This is a genomic window from Shinella sp. (assembly GCF_035998705.1).
Classification (GTDB): domain Bacteria; phylum Pseudomonadota; class Alphaproteobacteria; order Rhizobiales; family Rhizobiaceae; genus Shinella.
Genome location: NZ_DASYHH010000005.1, coordinates 100,873 through 117,073, shown reverse-complemented (window position 1 = coordinate 117,073; position 16,201 = coordinate 100,873). Strand labels below are relative to the sequence as shown.

Sequence of the window (16,201 nt, the reverse complement as noted above, 5' to 3'; positions counted from 1 at the left end):
GTCAACTGTTCGGGTGAAAACGCGACAAGGGGCAGCGGACCGTGCTCGGACACGGTCTTCTGAAGACCTGGGATGACAATGGTACGCTGCCCACCGCTCCATCATAACAAATCAGGCGGCACGCACAGATAAGGATGACGGTGGTGGGTGGGGCGAGGTTCGTCAACAAGCCGGCAACGGGCGCGCCAAGCTTCGTTTAAGAGCTCATTGCTCCGAAAGCTTGATGTCCGGCGTGTAGTCCTTGCCCGGCACGTCCTTCACCACGGCCTGGCCGCACTGCATCAGCTTCGTTTCGGCATTGTAGGCATAGGTCGGCGAGCCGTGCAGGTCCCAGCCCTTGTTCAGCGCCAGCGTCACCTTGTGGCAGAACGCGGCATCATCGGCACCGGTCAGGAAGCGGTAGACTTTCATGCTTTCTTCTTTCTCTCGTTGATCAGGTCGGCCTTGGCGAGCACGCGCCCGGCCTGGTCGGCATGGAGCTTTTCGACCATGCGCCCGGCGAACTCGACGACGGCCTTGCCGGCATTTTCCGGCGCATCGAAGGCCGCGACGATGGCCAGCGCCTCCGCGGCTTCCGCCTCGGTGACGCCAAAAGCCTCGTTCGCCATGGCGATCTGGGCGGGGTGGATCAGCATCTTTCCGTCGAACCCCATCTGGCGGCCCTGCCGGCATTCGGCTTCCAGGCCCTCCGTATCGGAAAAATCGTTGAAGACGGCATCGATGACATCGAGCCCCGAGGCGCGCGCCGCGACGACCACCTGAAGCAGCAGCGGCGCGAGGAAGGGGCGGCCGGGAATATCGGCGATGCCGGTTTCCTTGCGCAGGTCGTTGAGGCCGACGACGAAGCAGTCGAGCCGGCCGCCATGGGTCCGCCCCGTCTCGGCGACGGCCGCAAGATTGAGAAGGCCGGCCGCCGTCTCGACCATCGCCCAGATCCGCGGCCCGTCGTCGGCGCCCGCCTCGGACAGCCAGTCGGCGACGGTCAGCACATCCTGCGGCTCGGAGACTTTCGGCAGCAGCACGGCATCCGGCATGCATTCCAGCACCGCCTCGAGGTCGAGCACACCATCCGGCCCGTCGAGCGGGTTGATGCGGATGACATGTTCGTGAGCGCCCGACCGGTCGAGGCCCTGGAAATGAGCGATCAGCGCGGCGCGCGCCTCCGCCTTCTTCGCCGGCAGCACGGAATCCTCGAGGTCGAAGATGATCGCATCGCAATCGAGCGTCGCGGACTTGGCGAGCGCCCGGGCGTTGATGGCGGGAACGCTCAGCACCGAGCGGCGCAGGGCAAGGGGATGATGGTGCGGTGTCCTGTTCATCCGTCCTTTTTGCCGCGCTTTGTCGCAGCCGGCAAGCACTACCGGTCTCGGCCTTGCAATGGACAAAATCGGCCCCCACATTCATCTCTACAGAAAGGGCAAAATCCATGCAGCGCATACGTTCCATCGTCTTCACCGTCCTCACCATGCTGATCGCCGGCGCGACTTTCCTGTTCGCCGCCTCGCTCGGCCTTGCCATCGCCGGCATCGTCGCCGTGCTGATGCTCGGCAGCATGCTCGCCGGAAAACTCCAGCCACGTCCGGTCCGGGCAACGGCCCGCGCGCGAAACGACCGCGCCGCACCGGGCCAGCGCGAACCGCGCATCTGGAACGACGGCCGCGGCACGATCATCGATCTCTAGGCCGCATCCCCTCTCTGAGAGGCACCGGGCGCAGACCGCGCCCGGCTTTTGCGTATGGTCGCCCGGTACTCAGAAGATTCCCCTTCAAATTCGGGGAAAACTGATCTAAACGCTTGGCGAAACCGACATCACCGTATTCCGAGGGCCTCCGCATGGAAAAGTTCGTCAAGCTGACCGGCGTCGCCGCGCCGCTTCCCGTTGTCAATATCGACACGGACATGATCATTCCCAAGGATTACCTGAAGACCATCAAGCGCACCGGCCTCGGCAAGGGCCTCTTCGCCGAAGCGCGCTTTCATGAAGACGGCAGCGTCAACGAAAGCTTCGTGCTGAACAAGCCCGCCTATCAGAACGCCACGATCCTGGTCGCCGGCGACAATTTCGGCTGCGGCTCCTCGCGCGAACACGCGCCGTGGGCACTGCTCGACTTCGGCATCCGCTGCGTCATCTCGACGAGCTTCGCCGACATCTTCTACAACAACTGTTTCAAGAACGGCATCCTGCCGATCGTCGTCAACCAGGACGACCTCGACAAGCTGATGGACGATGCGAGCCGCGGCTCGAACGCCATCCTGACCGTCGACCTGGAAGCCCAGGAGATCACCGGTCCCGACGGCGGTCGGATTACCTTCGACATCGATGCCTTCCGCCGCCACTGCCTGCTGAACGGCCTCGACGATATCGGCCTGACGCTGGAAAAGGTGACATCGATCGACAGCTTCGAGACGCAGAACGCCGCCGCGCGCCCCTGGGCCTGAACCGATGCGCCGGCTGATCTCGTCCGGCTCTCCCTTCGAAGTGAAGGCGGGCTATTCGCGCGCCGTCGTCCAGGGTGACTGGTGTTTCGTATCCGGCACGACCGGCTACGACTACGCTACCATGACCATGCCCGAGAGCGTCGAAGAGCAGACGCGCCGCTGCCTCGCCACCATCGGCGAGGTTCTGGAGGAGGCCGGCTTCTCCTTCGCCGATATCGTGCGCTGCCACTATTACGTGACCGGCGCCACTTTTGCCGACCGCGTCTTTCCGATCCTCGGCGAGACCTTCGGCAAGACCCGCCCCGCCGCCACCATGGTCGTCTGCGACCTGATCCGGCCGGAAATGCTGATCGAAATCGAAGTCACGGCGCTCCGGCAAAACTGAATCCTTCGCGCAAAAATCTTTCGTCCCGGCGATTTTCCTTGAACGGAAGTTGCGCTAAGAAGCGCGCGACCATTCCGTGACATCAAGGAAAATGCCATGACAGCGCGTACCCTCCTTCTCCTGCCCGGCGACGGCATCGGCCCGGAAGCCATGGCGGAAGTCCGCAAGATCATCGCCTATATGAACGCCGAGCTCGGCGCCGGCTTCACGACCGACGAGGGCCTCGTCGGCGGCTCAGCCTATGACGCCCATGGCGCGGCGATCTCGGAAGGCGACATGGAGAAGGCGCTTGCGGCGGATGCCGTGCTGTTCGGCGCCGTCGGCGGCCCGAAATGGGATGATGTTCCCTACGAGGTGCGCCCCGAGGCCGGCCTGCTGCGCCTGCGCAAAGACCTCAAGCTTTTTGCGAACCTGCGCCCGGCGATCTGCTACCCGGCGCTCGCCAATGCCTCATCGCTTAAAGCCGAACTCGTCGAAGGCCTCGACATCCTGATCGTGCGCGAACTCACCGGCGGCGTCTATTTCGGCGAGCCGAAGGAGATCATCGACCTCGGCAACGGCCAGAAGCGCGGCATCGACACGCAGGTCTACGACACCTACGAGATCGAACGCATCGCCGGCGTCGCCTTCGAACTCGCCCGCACGCGCGGCAACCGCGTCTGCTCGATGGAAAAGCGCAACGTCATGAAGTCCGGCGTGCTCTGGAACCAGGTCGTGACGGAAACGCACAAGCGCGCCTATTCCGACGTGCAGCTGGAGCACATGCTGGCGGACGCCGGCGGCATGCAGCTTGTGCGCGCGCCAAAACAGTTCGACGTCATCGTCACCGACAACCTGTTCGGCGACATGCTCTCCGACGTCGCCGCCATGCTGACCGGCTCGCTCGGCATGCTGCCGTCCGCCTCGCTCGGCGCGCCGGATGCCAAGGGCCAGCGCAAGGCGCTCTACGAGCCCGTGCACGGCTCGGCGCCGGACATTGCCGGCAAGGGCATCGCCAACCCGATCGCCATGATCGCGTCCTTCGCCATGTGCCTGCGCTACTCGTTCAACATGGTCGCGGAAGCCGACAACCTGGAAAAGGCGATCGCCGACGTGCTCGACAGTGGTGTGCGCACCGGCGACATCATGTCGGAAGGCAGCCGCCAGGTCGGCACGACCGAGATGGGCGACGCCATCCTTGAAGCGTTCAAGAAGCTCTCGGCCTGAGACTGATATCTTCGCTTAAAAGACTCCCGGCGCAGGCGCTCCGGGAGCCTTTTTCGTTTGCGCTCCCTTGAAATGCCGGCTGCCGCCAACACATGGAAGCCACGCTGTTTTCAAAGGATGACCATGAACCGATCGTTTGCGACCTCCTCGCTCTGGATCCTCGCCGCCACCGCGATCCTCGTCGTGGCCCTCGTGCCCTTCGATCCGATGCTTTCGCAGCGCGCCCAGGGCCTGCCGGGCGGCATCGTCACCTTCAACCAGCGCATCACCGATTTCGGCACGTTCAGCTGGATGATCTACGGCTCCGGCCTCGTCGTCATCCTTGCCTATATCGTGCACCGCGTCAGCCGCAACGAGACGCTGGCGGGTCGCGCCCGAACGGCGCGGCGGCTGTCGCTCTATTTCCTCGTGACGATCGGCGCGACGAGCGCGCTGGTGCATCTCGTAAAGCTGATCGTCGGGCGGGCGCGGCCGGAACTCTTCTCCGAACTCGGCGCCTACAGCCTGACGCCCTTCACCAATGACAATCTCTATGCGAGCTTCCCCTCCGGCCATTCCGCCGCCGTCGGCTCGTTCTTCGGCGCCTTTTCCATGCTGGCGCCGCGGTTGCGGCCGCTGTTCCTGGTCGGCGCGCTCATGATCGGCGTCTCGCGCGTCATCGTCGGTGCGCATTATCCGAGCGATGTCGCCGCCGGCCTGCTGCTCGGCCTCTGGACGGCCATCGCCACCGCCTTCGTCTTTGCCCGCAAGGAATGGCTCTTCCGCTTCAACGAGCACGGCTGGCCGCTGCCGAAGGCTCTGCTGCCACCCAAACTCCAATAAAGAACCCGGCCCGTGTCGCCACGAGCCGGGTCTGCCATGAACAATCGGAAGGGGGAGATCAATCCATGGCGTGGATGTCGCGATCCTTGGTTTCCGGCAGGAACAGGAGACCGATGACCAGCGTGATGCCGGCGAACACAATCGGATACCAGAGACCATAGTAGATATCGCCCTGGGCGGCACTCATCGCGAAGGCCATTGCCGGGAGCAGACCACCGAACCAGCCGTTACCGATATGGTAGGGCAGCGACATGCCGGTGTAGCGGATGCGAGTCGGGAACAGTTCGACCAGCAGGGCTGCAATCGGGCCGTAGACCATGGTGACGTAGATCACGAGCACCGTCAGCACGGCGATGGTCATGATCCAGTTCACGTTTGCCGGATCGGCCACCATCGTGAAGGCACCGCCCTTGTCGATCGTGTAGACCGCCATGTCGGTGACGCCGGCGGCTTCCTCGGCCGTCAGCAGCTTGGCCGTGACGAGGTCTGCCGCGGGAGTCGTCGCCTTTTCGCCGGCGCGGATGGCGGCGGCATCGAGGGCGAGTTCCGGGTTGGCCGCGACGAAGGCGTCGAGCTTGGAGTCCGGAACCTTGGCCGCACCGCGCACCAGCGGATAACCGCTGTCGTGCAGGGCGATGTTGGTCTGCTTCTGGAAGGCTGCATCGAGCGCCTTGGCCTGGTCGGCCGAAGCGATGGCGTCATAGCTCGGGATCGTCTTGTCGCCGATCTGAACCGTTGCAGCGGTGCCGGCAGCCGCCGTGGTCACGACGTCATAGGGCACCGAATTGCGGGTCAGGAACGACGTCGCGATGTCGCACGAGGTCGTAAACTTCGTCGTGCCCGTCGGGTTGAACTGGAACTTGCAGTCTCCCGGAGCGGCAGTCACCGTTGCGCGGATCGTGTCCTGCGCCTGTGCCAGCGCCGGGTTGCCGGCCCAGGTCAGCGCCTTGAACAGCGGGAAGTAGGTCAGCATGGCGAGCAGCAGGCCGGCCATGATGATCGGCTTGCGACCGACCTTGTCCGACAGCCAGCCGAAGAAGACGAATCCGCCGGTGCCGAGCAACAGCGAGCAGGCAACCATGATATTGGCCGACTGGCCGTCCACCTTCAGCACGCCGGTCAGGAAGAACAGCGCGTAGAACTGGCCGGAATACCAGACGACGGCCTGGCCGACGACGGCGCCGAACAGCGCGAGCAGCGCGATCTTGGCGTTGCGCCACTGGCCGAACGCTTCCTTCAGCGGAGCCTTGGAGCCCTTGCCCTCTTCCTTCATCTTCGCGAAGGCCGGCGATTCGTTCATCTTCAGGCGGATCCAGACGGAAACGCCGAGCAGGATGGCCGAGAGCAGGAACGGGATGCGCCAGCCCCATTCGGCAAAGGCTTCCTTGCCGAGAATGAACTGCACCGCGAGGATGACCACCAGCGACAGAAACAGGCCGAGCGTCGCCGTCGTCTGGATCCACGAGGTGAAATAACCGCGCCGGCCATCTGGAGCATGTTCCGCCACATAGGTCGCGGCACCGCCATATTCACCGCCGAGCGCCAGGCCCTGGAGCATGCGCAGGATGATCAGGATGATCGGGGCGGCGATGCCGATGGTGGCGGCGCCGGGCAAAAGGCCGACCACGAAGGTCGAGAAGCCCATGATCAGGATGGTGACGAGGAAGGTATATTTGCGGCCGACGAGATCGCCGAGGCGGCCGAAGACCAGCGCGCCGAACGGACGCACGAGGAAGCCGGCAGCAAAGGCCAGCAGCGCGAAGATATTGCGCGTCGTTTCGGGATACTGGCTGAAGAAGGTGGCGCCGATATAGATCGCCAGTGAACCGTAAAGATAGAAATCGTACCATTCGAAAACTGTGCCGAGCGAAGAGGCGAAGATCACCTTCTTCTGCTCGCCGGTCATGGGCGCCGCCTTGGCGGTGCCTGCCGTCGAAACATTTGCCATTTGTTTGTCCTCCACAAAAACGGCGTGTCGGGCAGCCCATGATCGTCCGGAGTTTCTCCCTTAAAACCCCGGACAGGGTGCGCCTGATTGGAAGGATGGCAGAAAAAGAACTGTGACAGCAGCGCTGCTTTGGGCTTATGACTTTGGGTGTACGACTTAAGTCGAAGATGAACGTCTTCGCGCAAGCGCCGCTTTGCGCGCGCGCAAGGCTTGACTCTTCGTGAGATGAGCGTATTCAGCACCCACGCAAAGGAACCGCCATGTACCGCCTTGGTATCACCATCGCCAGCATGATCGATCCGGCCCTCAACGCCGGACGGGTTCGCCATTGCGCATCCTTTTCCAAAACAACGGCCAAAACGACGACGAAAACCGTCTGACGTCTCTGGCCCACCGCTCTCTCCCCGGTATGGCCGGGGACCGAAACCCGCGTCGAGGCCGACGGGTTTCCCTCCTAGACCCGCGGAGAGACAGAGAAAGAGAGCTTTAGTCATGGGTTTCAAGATCGCAGTCGCCGGCGCGACCGGCAATGTCGGCCGGGAAATGCTGAACATCCTTTCCGAGCGCGGCTTTCCGGCTGATGAAGTCGTGGCGCTCGCCTCTGCCCGCTCGCAGGGCACCGAGGTCTCCTTCGGCGACAAGACGCTGAAGGTGCAGAACCTCGAAAACTACGATTTCTCCGACACGGACATTTGCCTGATGTCGGCCGGCGGCACGGTTTCGCAGAAGTATTCGCCGAAGATCGGCGCGCAGGGCTGCGTCGTCATCGACAATTCCTCGGCCTGGCGCTACGACGCCGACGTTCCGTTGATCGTTCCGGAAGTGAACCCGGATGCCGTCGCGCAGTTTTCGCGCAAGAACATCATCGCCAACCCGAACTGCTCGACTGCCCAGCTCGTCGTCGCGCTGAAGCCGCTGCATGACCGCGCCAAGATCAAGCGCGTCGTCGTCTCGACCTACCAGTCCGTTTCCGGCGCCGGCAAGGAAGGCATGGACGAACTCTTCCAGCAGACCCGCGCCGTCTTCGTCGCCGATCCGGTCGAATCGAAGAAGTTCACCAAGCGCATCGCCTTCAACGTCATCCCGCACATCGATTCGTTCATGGAAGACGGCTACACGAAGGAAGAGTGGAAGGTTCTGGCCGAGACCAAGAAGATGCTCGATCCGAAGATCAAGGTGACCTGCACGGCCGTGCGCGTGCCCGTCTTCATCGGCCATTCCGAATCGGTCAACATCGAGTTCGAAAACGAGATCACGGCGGACGAGGCCCGCGAAATCCTGCGCGAGGCGCCGGGTTGCCAGGTCATCGACAAGCACGAGAACGGCGGCTACATCACGCCGTACGAATCGGCAGGCGAAGACGCCACCTACATTTCGCGCATCCGCGAGGACGCGACCGTCGAAAACGGCCTCAACATCTGGGTCGTCTCCGACAACCTGCGCAAGGGTGCCGCCCTCAACGCCATCCAGATCGCGGAACTGCTCGTCGCCCGCGGCCTGATCAAGGCGAAGAAGCAGGCTGCCTGATCCCAGAGGCAGACGGTGAAATCGGAGCGTTTTCGCATTTCCGGCAAATGCGGCAACGTTCCGGTAACCAATTTTAAATAAAAGTCCCGGTTGTTCCGTTTGAGAACGATCGGGACTTTGCTTTGAACCATGCCGGCGGACAGGCCGGAACGGCTTCACGGCAAGGTGCGATGACAGGAACGGCGGGGCATGGCATGCTCCCGCAGCGGAATTTGACTTAGATCACGGGGTTTTTCATGGGCATGACACGGAGCGTGGCCAAGGTGCTGGCCGCAATGATCGCCACGGCAGCAGTGCCGGCGGCGGCTGAGGCTGCCAAGTGCGGCAACGATGCAGGCGGTTTTCCGGCCTGGGTAGAGGCATACAAGGACGAGGCCGCCGGCCGCGGCATCAGCCGCGCCACGCTCGACAAGGCATTCGCCAATGTCAGCTATGCCCGCGCGACGATCCGCGCCGACCGCGGCCAGAAGAGTTTCAAGCTCTCCCTCGAACAGTTCATGCAGAAGCGTGGCGGCCAGGCGATCATCCGCCGCGGCAAGAGCCTGAAGAAGCAGAACGCGGCGCTGTTCGAGCGCATCGAGAGCCGCTACGGCGTGCCGGCCGGCCCGCTGCTCGCCATCTGGGGCATGGAAACCGGCTTCGGCGGCTTCCTCGGCAAGGAACATACGATCTCGGCCGTGGCGACGCTCGCCTATGACTGCCGCCGGTCGGAATATTTCACCAACCAGCTCAACGCCACGATGCAGCTCGTCCAGAAGGGCATTCTCTCGACGTCCGCACGCGGTGCCGCGCATGGCGAAATCGGCCAGACGCAGTTCCTGCCGGCAAACGTGCTGAAATACGCCGTCGACGGCGACGGCAACGGCCGCATCGACCTCGTCGGCTCGAAGGCCGACGCGCTCGCCTCCACCGCGAACTTCCTGCGCGGCCACGGCTGGAGCGCCGGCGGCGGCTACCAGCCGGGCCAAGGCAATTTCGGCGCCCTGCAGGGCTGGAACGCGGCCAGCGTCTATCAGCGCGCGATCGCCATCATCGGCGCGGAAATCGACGGCGATTAATCGCTCGTGCCCTCTCCTTTGTCATGGTCGGGCCTGACCCAACCGTCCAGCCGCGTGGATCCTCGGGTCAAGCCCGAGGATGACGGTGGAGAATGAGGCGAAGCTATCGGCAAGCTAAAACCCGGCGGGAAACCAGGCCGGGTTTTTCTTTACGTGCCCGGGCGCTGGAAATCGCCGGTCTTGGCATCCATGATCCAGAGCTCGCCGGTCGAGATGTCGAACCAGGAGCCGTGCAGCTGGAGGCGGCCCTTTTCTTCCAGGATTCGCACGCAGGGGAAGGTTCTGAGATTGGCGAGCGAGTTGCGGATCGAGACACGCTCGAGCGCGCGCTGGCGTTCGCCCTGCGTCAGGATTTCGGCACCCTGGATCTGTTCGGCGACGGGCCTCAGCATGCCCATCCACTTGCCGATGAAATCACCGGGCGAGAGCGGCTCGGCATCCACGGCGAGTGCCGCCGAAATGCCGCCGCAGCGCCCATGGCCCATCACCACGATATCGCTGACCTTCAGCGACTGTACGGCGAATTCAAGGGCTGCCGACGTCGAGTGGAACTGCCCGTCCGGCTCATAGGGCGGCACCAGGTTGGCGACATTGCGGATCACGAAGAGTTCGCCCGGCCCGCTGTCGAAGATCGTCTCGGGTGCTGCCCGGGAGTCGCAACAGGCAATCACCAGCGTCTTCGGCTTCTGGCCGGTCTCGGCCAGCGCCCGGTAGCGCGCCGATTGTTCGGCATAACGGCCGGACATGAAATTGCGGTAGCCATTCAGAAGACGGTCGGGAAAGCGGTTCATGGTGTCAAAATACCCCCGTGCAAACGATCTGCCGGATGAGGCCCCATCCGGATGTGCATAAACCACTCCGCACGGGATGGCGCAAGACGATTCAGGGCCGTTTGCTCTGCGCCGGATGCAGCAGGCGGCGCATATGCACCATGGCCATCGGCGTGGAAATGCTGCCGGCATCCTGTTCCAGCGTCAGCTCGTCGGCTCCGCGCTTGGCGGTGCGCGCGACGATCTCGAAGACGCTGGCCGTCGCCATCATCAGGGCACGTTCCTCCGCAAGGCCTTCCATCAGCCGGGAGAGAAAGATCGCCGAAAGCAGGTCGCCCGTGCCGTTCGGCGGGTTGGGCACGAGGCGGTGTTCCGCCAGAAGCGCGCTGCGCCCGGAGAGATAGAGATTGCCCGTGCTGCCCGCCATCAGCGGCAGGGAGGAGGTGACCAGCATGCGGGACGGGCCGAGTGACAAAGCCGCCTCCATGACGGCGGCATTGGCTTCCAGCGGCGCGCCGGAAAGCCAGGCCAATTCGAACCGGTTGGGCGTGGCGATCGAGGCGAGCGGGATCAGCTGGTCGCGGATCGCCACCGCTGTCTCTTCCGCGATATAGAGGCCGTTTTCATCGCCGCAGACCGGGTCGCACATATAGAGAAGGTCGGGATTTTCCGCCTTGAGCCCTGAAACGAGGCGCGCGACGGATGCGACCTGCGCCGCACTGCCGAGATAACCCGACAGCACCGCCTTCACCTCGCCGCGCCAGGGCGCGCGGATGAGGTCGGAGATCATCGCGTCGAAATCCTCCGTCGAGATCGCCACGCGGGTCGATTTTCCATGGCCCGGATGCCAGGGCAGGATGACCGTCGGCAGCGCCCAGACCGGATGCCCGAGCGTCTCGAGCGCGAAGACGGCGGCGCGGTTGCCGACCGTGCCGCGCACCACATGGCTCGAAATAACGATGACCGTGCCCTTGTCGCTCTCGTTCATAGCCGGGTTCCCTTCGTTCTGCCGAGTGATGACAAGGGGGTCATGGCCTGTCAACGCCCGCTCTGCCGTTCCAGGCCTTCCGGAGGGCCACGATCGTCCCGCAAGGCCGGTCCGGGGCTGCTTTTCGACGAAAAACCGCGAATTTCGGGGCAAAACGACAGCAGAACTGACCTATTCCGGACAAAATCGATTGAATTTTCTCACCATTCCACAAATTTCGTCGCAGGTATTTTTTCTTCTGCTAACGTCCGGCCATCGGATTCGAGGGAAAATTCCATGGGTGCCAGGACCAACGTGAAGCGAGAAAAACACATCGAGGCAGCAAAGGCTGCCGCCGCCGCCCTCGGCGCAAAGACGCTTGGGCCCGACATCCTGTTCGGGCGTGCCAGCAAGGACGACCTCGAGCATTATACCGGCCCGATGCTGGCGGTTGCCGCAGCGCACGCCATGGCCGAAATCGAGGCGTGGAACGGTGCAACGCCGCGCGTCACGGTCACCACGCTGCCGGATGTCACGCCCCAGGGCGCGCCCGTCTCCGTGCTCTCCGTCACCGACCGCAACCAGCCGTTCCTCTACGATTCGGTGATGGGCGAAGTGACGAGCACGCACCGCGACATCCACCTCGCGGTCCACCCGATCCTCGTCGTCACACCGGGCGAAACGCCGAAACTCTTCTCGCCGGACGAGGACAGCGACCCGGTACACCGCGTCAGCCATATCGAGATCCACCTGTCGGAACTCGCGCCGGGCGAGGCCGCCTTGCTCGTCGAACGGGTGAACACCGTGCTCGACCAGGTCCACCAGGCCGTCGACGACTGGCCCGCCATGGTGGAAAAGCTCGACAGCGCCATGGCCGACATGGAGCGTTACGCCAAGGCCAAGGCCGACAAGGACGAAGCGCTCGCCTTCATGACCTGGCTGCGCGGCAACAACTTCACCTTCCTCGGCATGCGGGAATACAGCTATTCCGGCAAGGGCGAGCAGGCGACCGTGGAACGCGGCGGCGAAGGCCTCGGCATCCTCTCCGACCCGGACGTGCGCGTGCTGCGCCTCGGCAAGGACGCCGTGACGACGACGCCGGAAATTCTGGAATTCCTCGAAGGCCCGGACTTCCTGATCGTCACCAAGGCCAATGTGAAATCCCTCGTGCACCGCCGCGCCTATATGGATTATATCGGCCTGAAGCGGTTCAACGAGAAGGGCAAGGTGATCGGCGAACTGCGCATCGTCGGCCTCTTCACCTCCACCGCCTATACGCATGCCGCCGGCCAGATCCCGCTTCTGCGCTCCAAGGTGGCTGATGTCGTCGAGCATTTCGGCTACGACCCGAAGAGCCATTCCGGCAAGATGCTGATCAACACGCTGGAATCCTATCCGCGTGACGATCTCTTCCAGATCGACACCGGCCTGCTCGCCACTTTCTGCGAGCAGATCAACGAACTGTCCGACCGCCCGCGCATCCGCGTGCTGCCGCGCATCGACCGTTTCGACCGCTTCGTCTCGGTCATCGTCTACGTGCCGCGCGAACAATATGATTCCGACGTGCGCGAAAAGATCGGCAACTATCTGAAGTCGACTTACGATGGCCGCGTCTCCGCCTATTACCCGGCTTTCCCGGAAGGTGGGCTTGCCCGCGTGCACTTCATCATCGGCCGCTCCGGCGGCAAGACGCCGCGCATTCCCCAGCCGAAGCTTGAACAGGCCGTGCGCGAGATCGCAACGCGCTGGACGGACCGCTTCGAAACGCTCTCCGGCGGCGACGGCCTACGCCTCGTCACCGACCGCGGCTACCAGGAGGACTTCACCCCCGCCGAGGCCCATGCCGACCTCGCCCTCATCTCGACGGCGACGCCGGACAACCCGATCCGCATTTCCTTCTACCGCAAGGCCTGGAACACCGACCTCAGCACGGTCGAGCTGAAGATCTTCCATGCCGGCGAACCCGTGTCGCTGTCGCGCCGCGTGCCGCTGCTCGAAAACCTCGGCTTCAACGTCGTCAGCGAACAGACGCACGACCTCACGGTCGTCGGTTTCGACGGCGAACAGCGCCGCGTCATCCTGCACGACATGGAGCTGAAGCACCGCGACGGCATCGAGATCAATCTCGACAAGCTGAGCCCGATGCTGGAGGAAGCGTTTCTGGCGGCCTGGCATGGCGAAGTCGACGACGACGCGCTGAACCGCCTCATCCTGACCGCCGGCATTTCCGCCCGCGAGATCATGGCGTTGCGCACCTATTCGCGCTACCTGCGCCAGACCGGCATTGCCTATTCGCAGGGCTATATCGCCGATACGCTGAACAAGTACCCACCCATCGCCGCCAATCTGTTCCGCCTGTTCAAGACCCGCCTCGACCCGAAATTTTCGGATCGCCAGCGCGAGAAGAAGACCGGCGAGACCGCCACGGCGATCGAAGAGGCGCTCGCCAACGTGCCGAGCCTCGACGAGGACCGGATTCTGCGCCGCTACGTCAACGCCATCCAGGCGACGCTGCGCACCAACTATTTCCAGCGCGACGCCGACGGCAAGCCGCGCAAGACGCTGGCGATCAAGCTCGATCCGAAGGCGCTGGACGGCCTGCCGGAACCGCGGCCCTTCCGTGAGATCTTCGTCTACGGCGCCGAGGTGGAAGGCGTGCACCTGCGCTTCGGCAAGGTCGCTCGCGGCGGCCTGCGCTGGTCGGACCGCGCGCAGGACTACCGCACGGAAGTGCTCGGCCTCGTCAAGGCGCAGCAGGTGAAGAACTCGGTCATCGTGCCGGTCGGCGCAAAGGGCGGCTTCTATCCGAAGCAGCTTCCCGCCGGCGGCAGCCGCGACGCCATCTTCAAGGCCGGCACCGAGGCCTACAAGACCTATATCCGCACGCTGCTCTCCGTCACCGACAACATCGTCGGCCAGGATGTCGTGCCGCCGGCCGATACGGTCCGCCTTGATGGCGATGATCCCTATTTCGTCGTCGCCGCCGACAAGGGCACGGCGACCTTCTCCGACACGGCGAACGGGCTCGCGCAGGAAGCCGGCTTCTGGCTCGACGACGCCTTCGCCTCCGGCGGTTCGGCCGGCTACGACCACAAGAAGATGGGCATCACCGCCCGCGGCGCCTGGGAGACCGTAAAACGCCACTTCCGCGAGATGAACATCGACATCCAGAAGACGCCCTTCACCGTCGCCGGCGTCGGCGACATGTCGGGCGACGTCTTCGGCAACGGCATGCTGCTCTCGCGCAAGATCAGGCTCGTCGCGGCCTTCGATCACCGCGACATCTTCATCGATCCGAATCCGGATACCGATACGTCCTTCGCCGAACGCCGCCGCATGTTCGCCCTGCCGCGCTCAAGCTGGCAGGACTATGACCGCTCCGTGCTTTCCAAGGGTGCGATGATCATTCCGCGCACGGAAAAATCCGTGACGCTGACGGCGGAAGCGATGGCCGTGATCGGGATCGACAAGGCCAAGGCGACGCCGTTCGAGGTCATGACGGCGATCCTCAAGGCGCCGGTCGACCTGATGTGGTTCGGCGGCATCGGCACCTATATCCGCGGCCAGAACGAGACGGACGCGGAGGTGGGCGACCGTGCCAACGACCCGATCCGCATCGTCGCCGACGATCTGCGCGCCAAGGTGATCGGCGAGGGCGCCAACCTCGGCGTCACCCAGCGTGGCCGCATCGCCTTCGCGATGAAGGGCGGGCGTTGCAACTCGGATGCCATCGACAACTCGGCCGGCGTGAATTCGTCGGACGTCGAGGTCAACATCAAGATCGCGCTCGCCTCCGCCATGCGCGACGAGCGGCTGACGCGCGCCAAGCGCAACGTGCTGCTCGCCTCGATGACGGACGAGGTGGGTCACCTCGTGCTGCGCAACAACTACCTGCAATCGCTGGCGATTTCGCTGATCGAAAAGCAGGGCACGGCCAACCGCGCGCCCCTGACGCGCCTGATGGACCGTTTCGAGGCCGCCGGCCAGCTCAACCGCAAGGTCGAGACGCTGCCGGACGACCGCACCGTCGCCGAGCGCTACCAGGCCGGCAAGCCGCTGACGCGGCCGGAGATCGGCGTGCTGCTCTCCTATGCCAAGCTCGTGCTGTTCGATGAACTCGTGCATACCGGCCTGCCGGACGAGCCCTATTTCGAGCCGACGCTGGTGGGCTACTTCCCGGCCAAGATGCAGAAGACCTATGGCGACGACATCCGCTCGCATCGCCTGCGCCGCGAGATCATCGCGACGATCCTCGCCAACGAGGTGATCAACCGCGGCGGCCCGGCCTTCATCAACGCGCTGACCGACGGCACCGGCTTTGGCCCGGCGGATGCCGTGAAGGCCGCCGTCATCGCCCGCGATGGCTACGGCCTCGCAGCCCTCTATGCCGGCGTCGACGCGCTCGATACGCTGGTGGCAGGCGCCGTGCAGAACGAACTCTACGAGGAGATCGGCCGCATCTACGCCACCGTCACCAGCCTGCTGTTGACGACCGGCGCCGTGTCCGGCCCGCTGGACCAGGCCGTGCACAAGCTCAAGCAGGCACTGAAGCAGCTTCGCCCGCAGCTCTCGACACTGATCTCGGAAGCGGCCGGCGACGAGGCGCGCCGCAAGGCCCACGCCTATGAGGACGAGGGCGTGCCGGCCGACCTGGCGGCGGAGATCGCCACGCTTTCCATGCTGACCTTCGTGCCGGAAGTGATGCTGATCGCATCGGCGACCGGCGACACGCTCGGCAGGACGGCGCAGACCTTTGCCGGCATCAGCTCGGCGCTCAATATCGGCCGGCTGCTTGTCGCGGCAAGCCGCATTCCGACCGGCGATCTCTACGAGGCGCTCGCCTTGCAGCGCAGCCTCACCGACATCGCCAATGCCCGCCGGGATCTCGCGAGCGTCGTACTGACCGGCCACAAGGGCGACAAGACGCCGCTGGCGACCTGGCAGCAGGCCGACAAGGAACGGCTCGCCCGCGTGACGGCAAACCTCTCGGCGCTGACCGAGACGGGCGAAGCCACACTCGCCAAGGTGAGCGTCGCCGCCGGCATCCTGAGCGACCTTGCACAGGCACGGTCGAAGTGA

General features: G+C 64.1%; 13 protein-coding genes. 8 read left to right on the top strand and 5 right to left on the bottom strand.

The genetic code is table 11. The features are described 5' to 3' along the window. Nucleotides 1–204: 204 nt before the first annotated feature. Entirely contained in the window at nucleotides 205–411 is a 207-nt protein-coding gene (locus VGN93_RS01180; RefSeq protein ID WP_319323568.1) for a DUF1737 domain-containing protein, read from the bottom strand. Further along, nucleotides 408–1,319 carry a CoA ester lyase gene (locus VGN93_RS01175; RefSeq protein ID WP_327505995.1) on the bottom strand — a complete coding sequence of 304 codons (912 nt, stop codon included), beginning with the start codon at nucleotides 1,317–1,319 and terminating at the stop codon, nucleotides 408–410. Before VGN93_RS01175 ends, VGN93_RS01180 begins: the two co-directional genes overlap by 4 nt. 107 nt (nucleotides 1,320–1,426) lie before the next feature. On the opposite strand from VGN93_RS01175, the gene VGN93_RS01170 reads away from it, so the two are divergent. The 5 genes from VGN93_RS01170 (at nucleotide 1,427) to VGN93_RS01150 (ending at nucleotide 4,852) form a co-directional block, all read left to right on the top strand. Beyond that, complete coding sequence (locus tag VGN93_RS01170) at nucleotides 1,427–1,681, top strand: hypothetical protein (RefSeq protein ID WP_256120489.1); 255 nt, start codon at nucleotides 1,427–1,429, stop codon at nucleotides 1,679–1,681. Nucleotides 1,682–1,833: 152 nt separating this feature from the next. Next, a complete protein-coding gene (gene leuD / locus VGN93_RS01165; RefSeq protein WP_327505994.1) occupies nucleotides 1,834–2,439 on the top strand; it encodes a 3-isopropylmalate dehydratase small subunit in 606 nt (201 codons plus the stop codon). 4 nt (nucleotides 2,440–2,443) lie between these two features. Continuing rightward, nucleotides 2,444–2,824 (top strand): RidA family protein, encoded by a 381-nt coding sequence (locus VGN93_RS01160; protein ID WP_327505993.1) that lies wholly within the window; start codon nucleotides 2,444–2,446, stop codon nucleotides 2,822–2,824. Between the two features lie 96 nt (nucleotides 2,825–2,920). Beyond that, entirely contained in the window at nucleotides 2,921–4,030 is a 1,110-nt protein-coding gene (leuB, locus tag VGN93_RS01155) for a 3-isopropylmalate dehydrogenase (protein ID WP_327505992.1), read from the top strand. A 123-nt stretch (nucleotides 4,031–4,153) separates the two neighbouring features. Then, entirely contained in the window at nucleotides 4,154–4,852 is a 699-nt protein-coding gene (locus VGN93_RS01150; protein WP_327505991.1) for a phosphatase PAP2 family protein, read from the top strand. Nucleotides 4,853–4,910: 58 nt separating this feature from the next. Here the strand turns inward: VGN93_RS01150 and VGN93_RS01145 are convergent, their stop codons facing one another. Then, nucleotides 4,911–6,800, bottom strand: a complete 1,890-nt coding sequence (locus VGN93_RS01145; RefSeq protein WP_319323574.1) for an MFS transporter — start codon at nucleotides 6,798–6,800, stop codon at nucleotides 4,911–4,913. Nucleotides 6,801–7,292: 492 nt separating this feature from the next. Here VGN93_RS01145 and VGN93_RS01140 point away from each other — a divergent pair, with 492 nt between their 5' ends. Together VGN93_RS01140 and VGN93_RS01135 are read left to right on the top strand one after the other, a co-directional pair. Then, nucleotides 7,293–8,327: an aspartate-semialdehyde dehydrogenase gene (locus VGN93_RS01140; protein WP_327505990.1), complete on the top strand. Its 1,035-nt coding sequence runs from the start codon at nucleotides 7,293–7,295 to the stop codon at nucleotides 8,325–8,327. A gap of 236 nt (nucleotides 8,328–8,563) precedes the next feature. Next, on the top strand, nucleotides 8,564–9,385 hold the full coding sequence (locus VGN93_RS01135; protein ID WP_319323576.1) for a lytic transglycosylase domain-containing protein: 822 nt from the start codon (nucleotides 8,564–8,566) through the stop codon (nucleotides 9,383–9,385). 149 nt (nucleotides 9,386–9,534) lie between these two features. On the opposite strand, the gene VGN93_RS01130 is transcribed toward VGN93_RS01135, so the two are convergent. Both VGN93_RS01130 and pdxY read right to left on the bottom strand, forming a co-directional pair. Continuing rightward, a complete protein-coding gene (locus tag VGN93_RS01130; protein ID WP_319323577.1) occupies nucleotides 9,535–10,176 on the bottom strand; it encodes a carbonic anhydrase in 642 nt (213 codons plus the stop codon). Nucleotides 10,177–10,267: 91 nt separating this feature from the next. Then, nucleotides 10,268–11,143, bottom strand: a complete 876-nt coding sequence (gene pdxY, locus VGN93_RS01125; RefSeq protein WP_327505989.1) for a pyridoxal kinase PdxY — start codon at nucleotides 11,141–11,143, stop codon at nucleotides 10,268–10,270. 276 nt (nucleotides 11,144–11,419) lie between these two features. Here pdxY and VGN93_RS01120 point away from each other — a divergent pair, with 276 nt between their 5' ends. Further along, on the top strand, nucleotides 11,420–16,201 hold the full coding sequence (locus VGN93_RS01120; protein WP_327505988.1) for an NAD-glutamate dehydrogenase: 4,782 nt from the start codon (nucleotides 11,420–11,422) through the stop codon (nucleotides 16,199–16,201).

What these genes read in the sequence shown, in the direction of transcription:
- VGN93_RS01145 (WP_319323574.1), bottom strand. Translation starts at nt 6,800, where the DNA reads ATGGCAAATGTTTCGACGGCAGGCACCGCCAAGGCGGCGCCCATGACC.
- VGN93_RS01160 (WP_327505993.1), top strand. Translation starts at nt 2,444, where the DNA reads ATGCGCCGGCTGATCTCGTCCGGCTCTCCCTTCGAAGTGAAGGCGGGC.
- VGN93_RS01150 (WP_327505991.1), top strand. Translation starts at nt 4,154, where the DNA reads ATGAACCGATCGTTTGCGACCTCCTCGCTCTGGATCCTCGCCGCCACC.
- VGN93_RS01175 (WP_327505995.1), bottom strand. Translation starts at nt 1,319, where the DNA reads ATGAACAGGACACCGCACCATCATCCCCTTGCCCTGCGCCGCTCGGTG.
- leuD (WP_327505994.1), top strand. Translation starts at nt 1,834, where the DNA reads ATGGAAAAGTTCGTCAAGCTGACCGGCGTCGCCGCGCCGCTTCCCGTT.
- VGN93_RS01180 (WP_319323568.1), bottom strand. Translation starts at nt 411, where the DNA reads ATGAAAGTCTACCGCTTCCTGACCGGTGCCGATGATGCCGCGTTCTGC.
- VGN93_RS01130 (WP_319323577.1), bottom strand. Translation starts at nt 10,176, where the DNA reads ATGAACCGCTTTCCCGACCGTCTTCTGAATGGCTACCGCAATTTCATG.
- VGN93_RS01140 (WP_327505990.1), top strand. Translation starts at nt 7,293, where the DNA reads ATGGGTTTCAAGATCGCAGTCGCCGGCGCGACCGGCAATGTCGGCCGG.
- VGN93_RS01170 (WP_256120489.1), top strand. Translation starts at nt 1,427, where the DNA reads ATGCAGCGCATACGTTCCATCGTCTTCACCGTCCTCACCATGCTGATC.
- VGN93_RS01120 (WP_327505988.1), top strand. Translation starts at nt 11,420, where the DNA reads ATGGGTGCCAGGACCAACGTGAAGCGAGAAAAACACATCGAGGCAGCA.
- VGN93_RS01135 (WP_319323576.1), top strand. Translation starts at nt 8,564, where the DNA reads ATGGGCATGACACGGAGCGTGGCCAAGGTGCTGGCCGCAATGATCGCC.
- leuB (WP_327505992.1), top strand. Translation starts at nt 2,921, where the DNA reads ATGACAGCGCGTACCCTCCTTCTCCTGCCCGGCGACGGCATCGGCCCG.
- pdxY (WP_327505989.1), bottom strand. Translation starts at nt 11,143, where the DNA reads ATGAACGAGAGCGACAAGGGCACGGTCATCGTTATTTCGAGCCATGTG.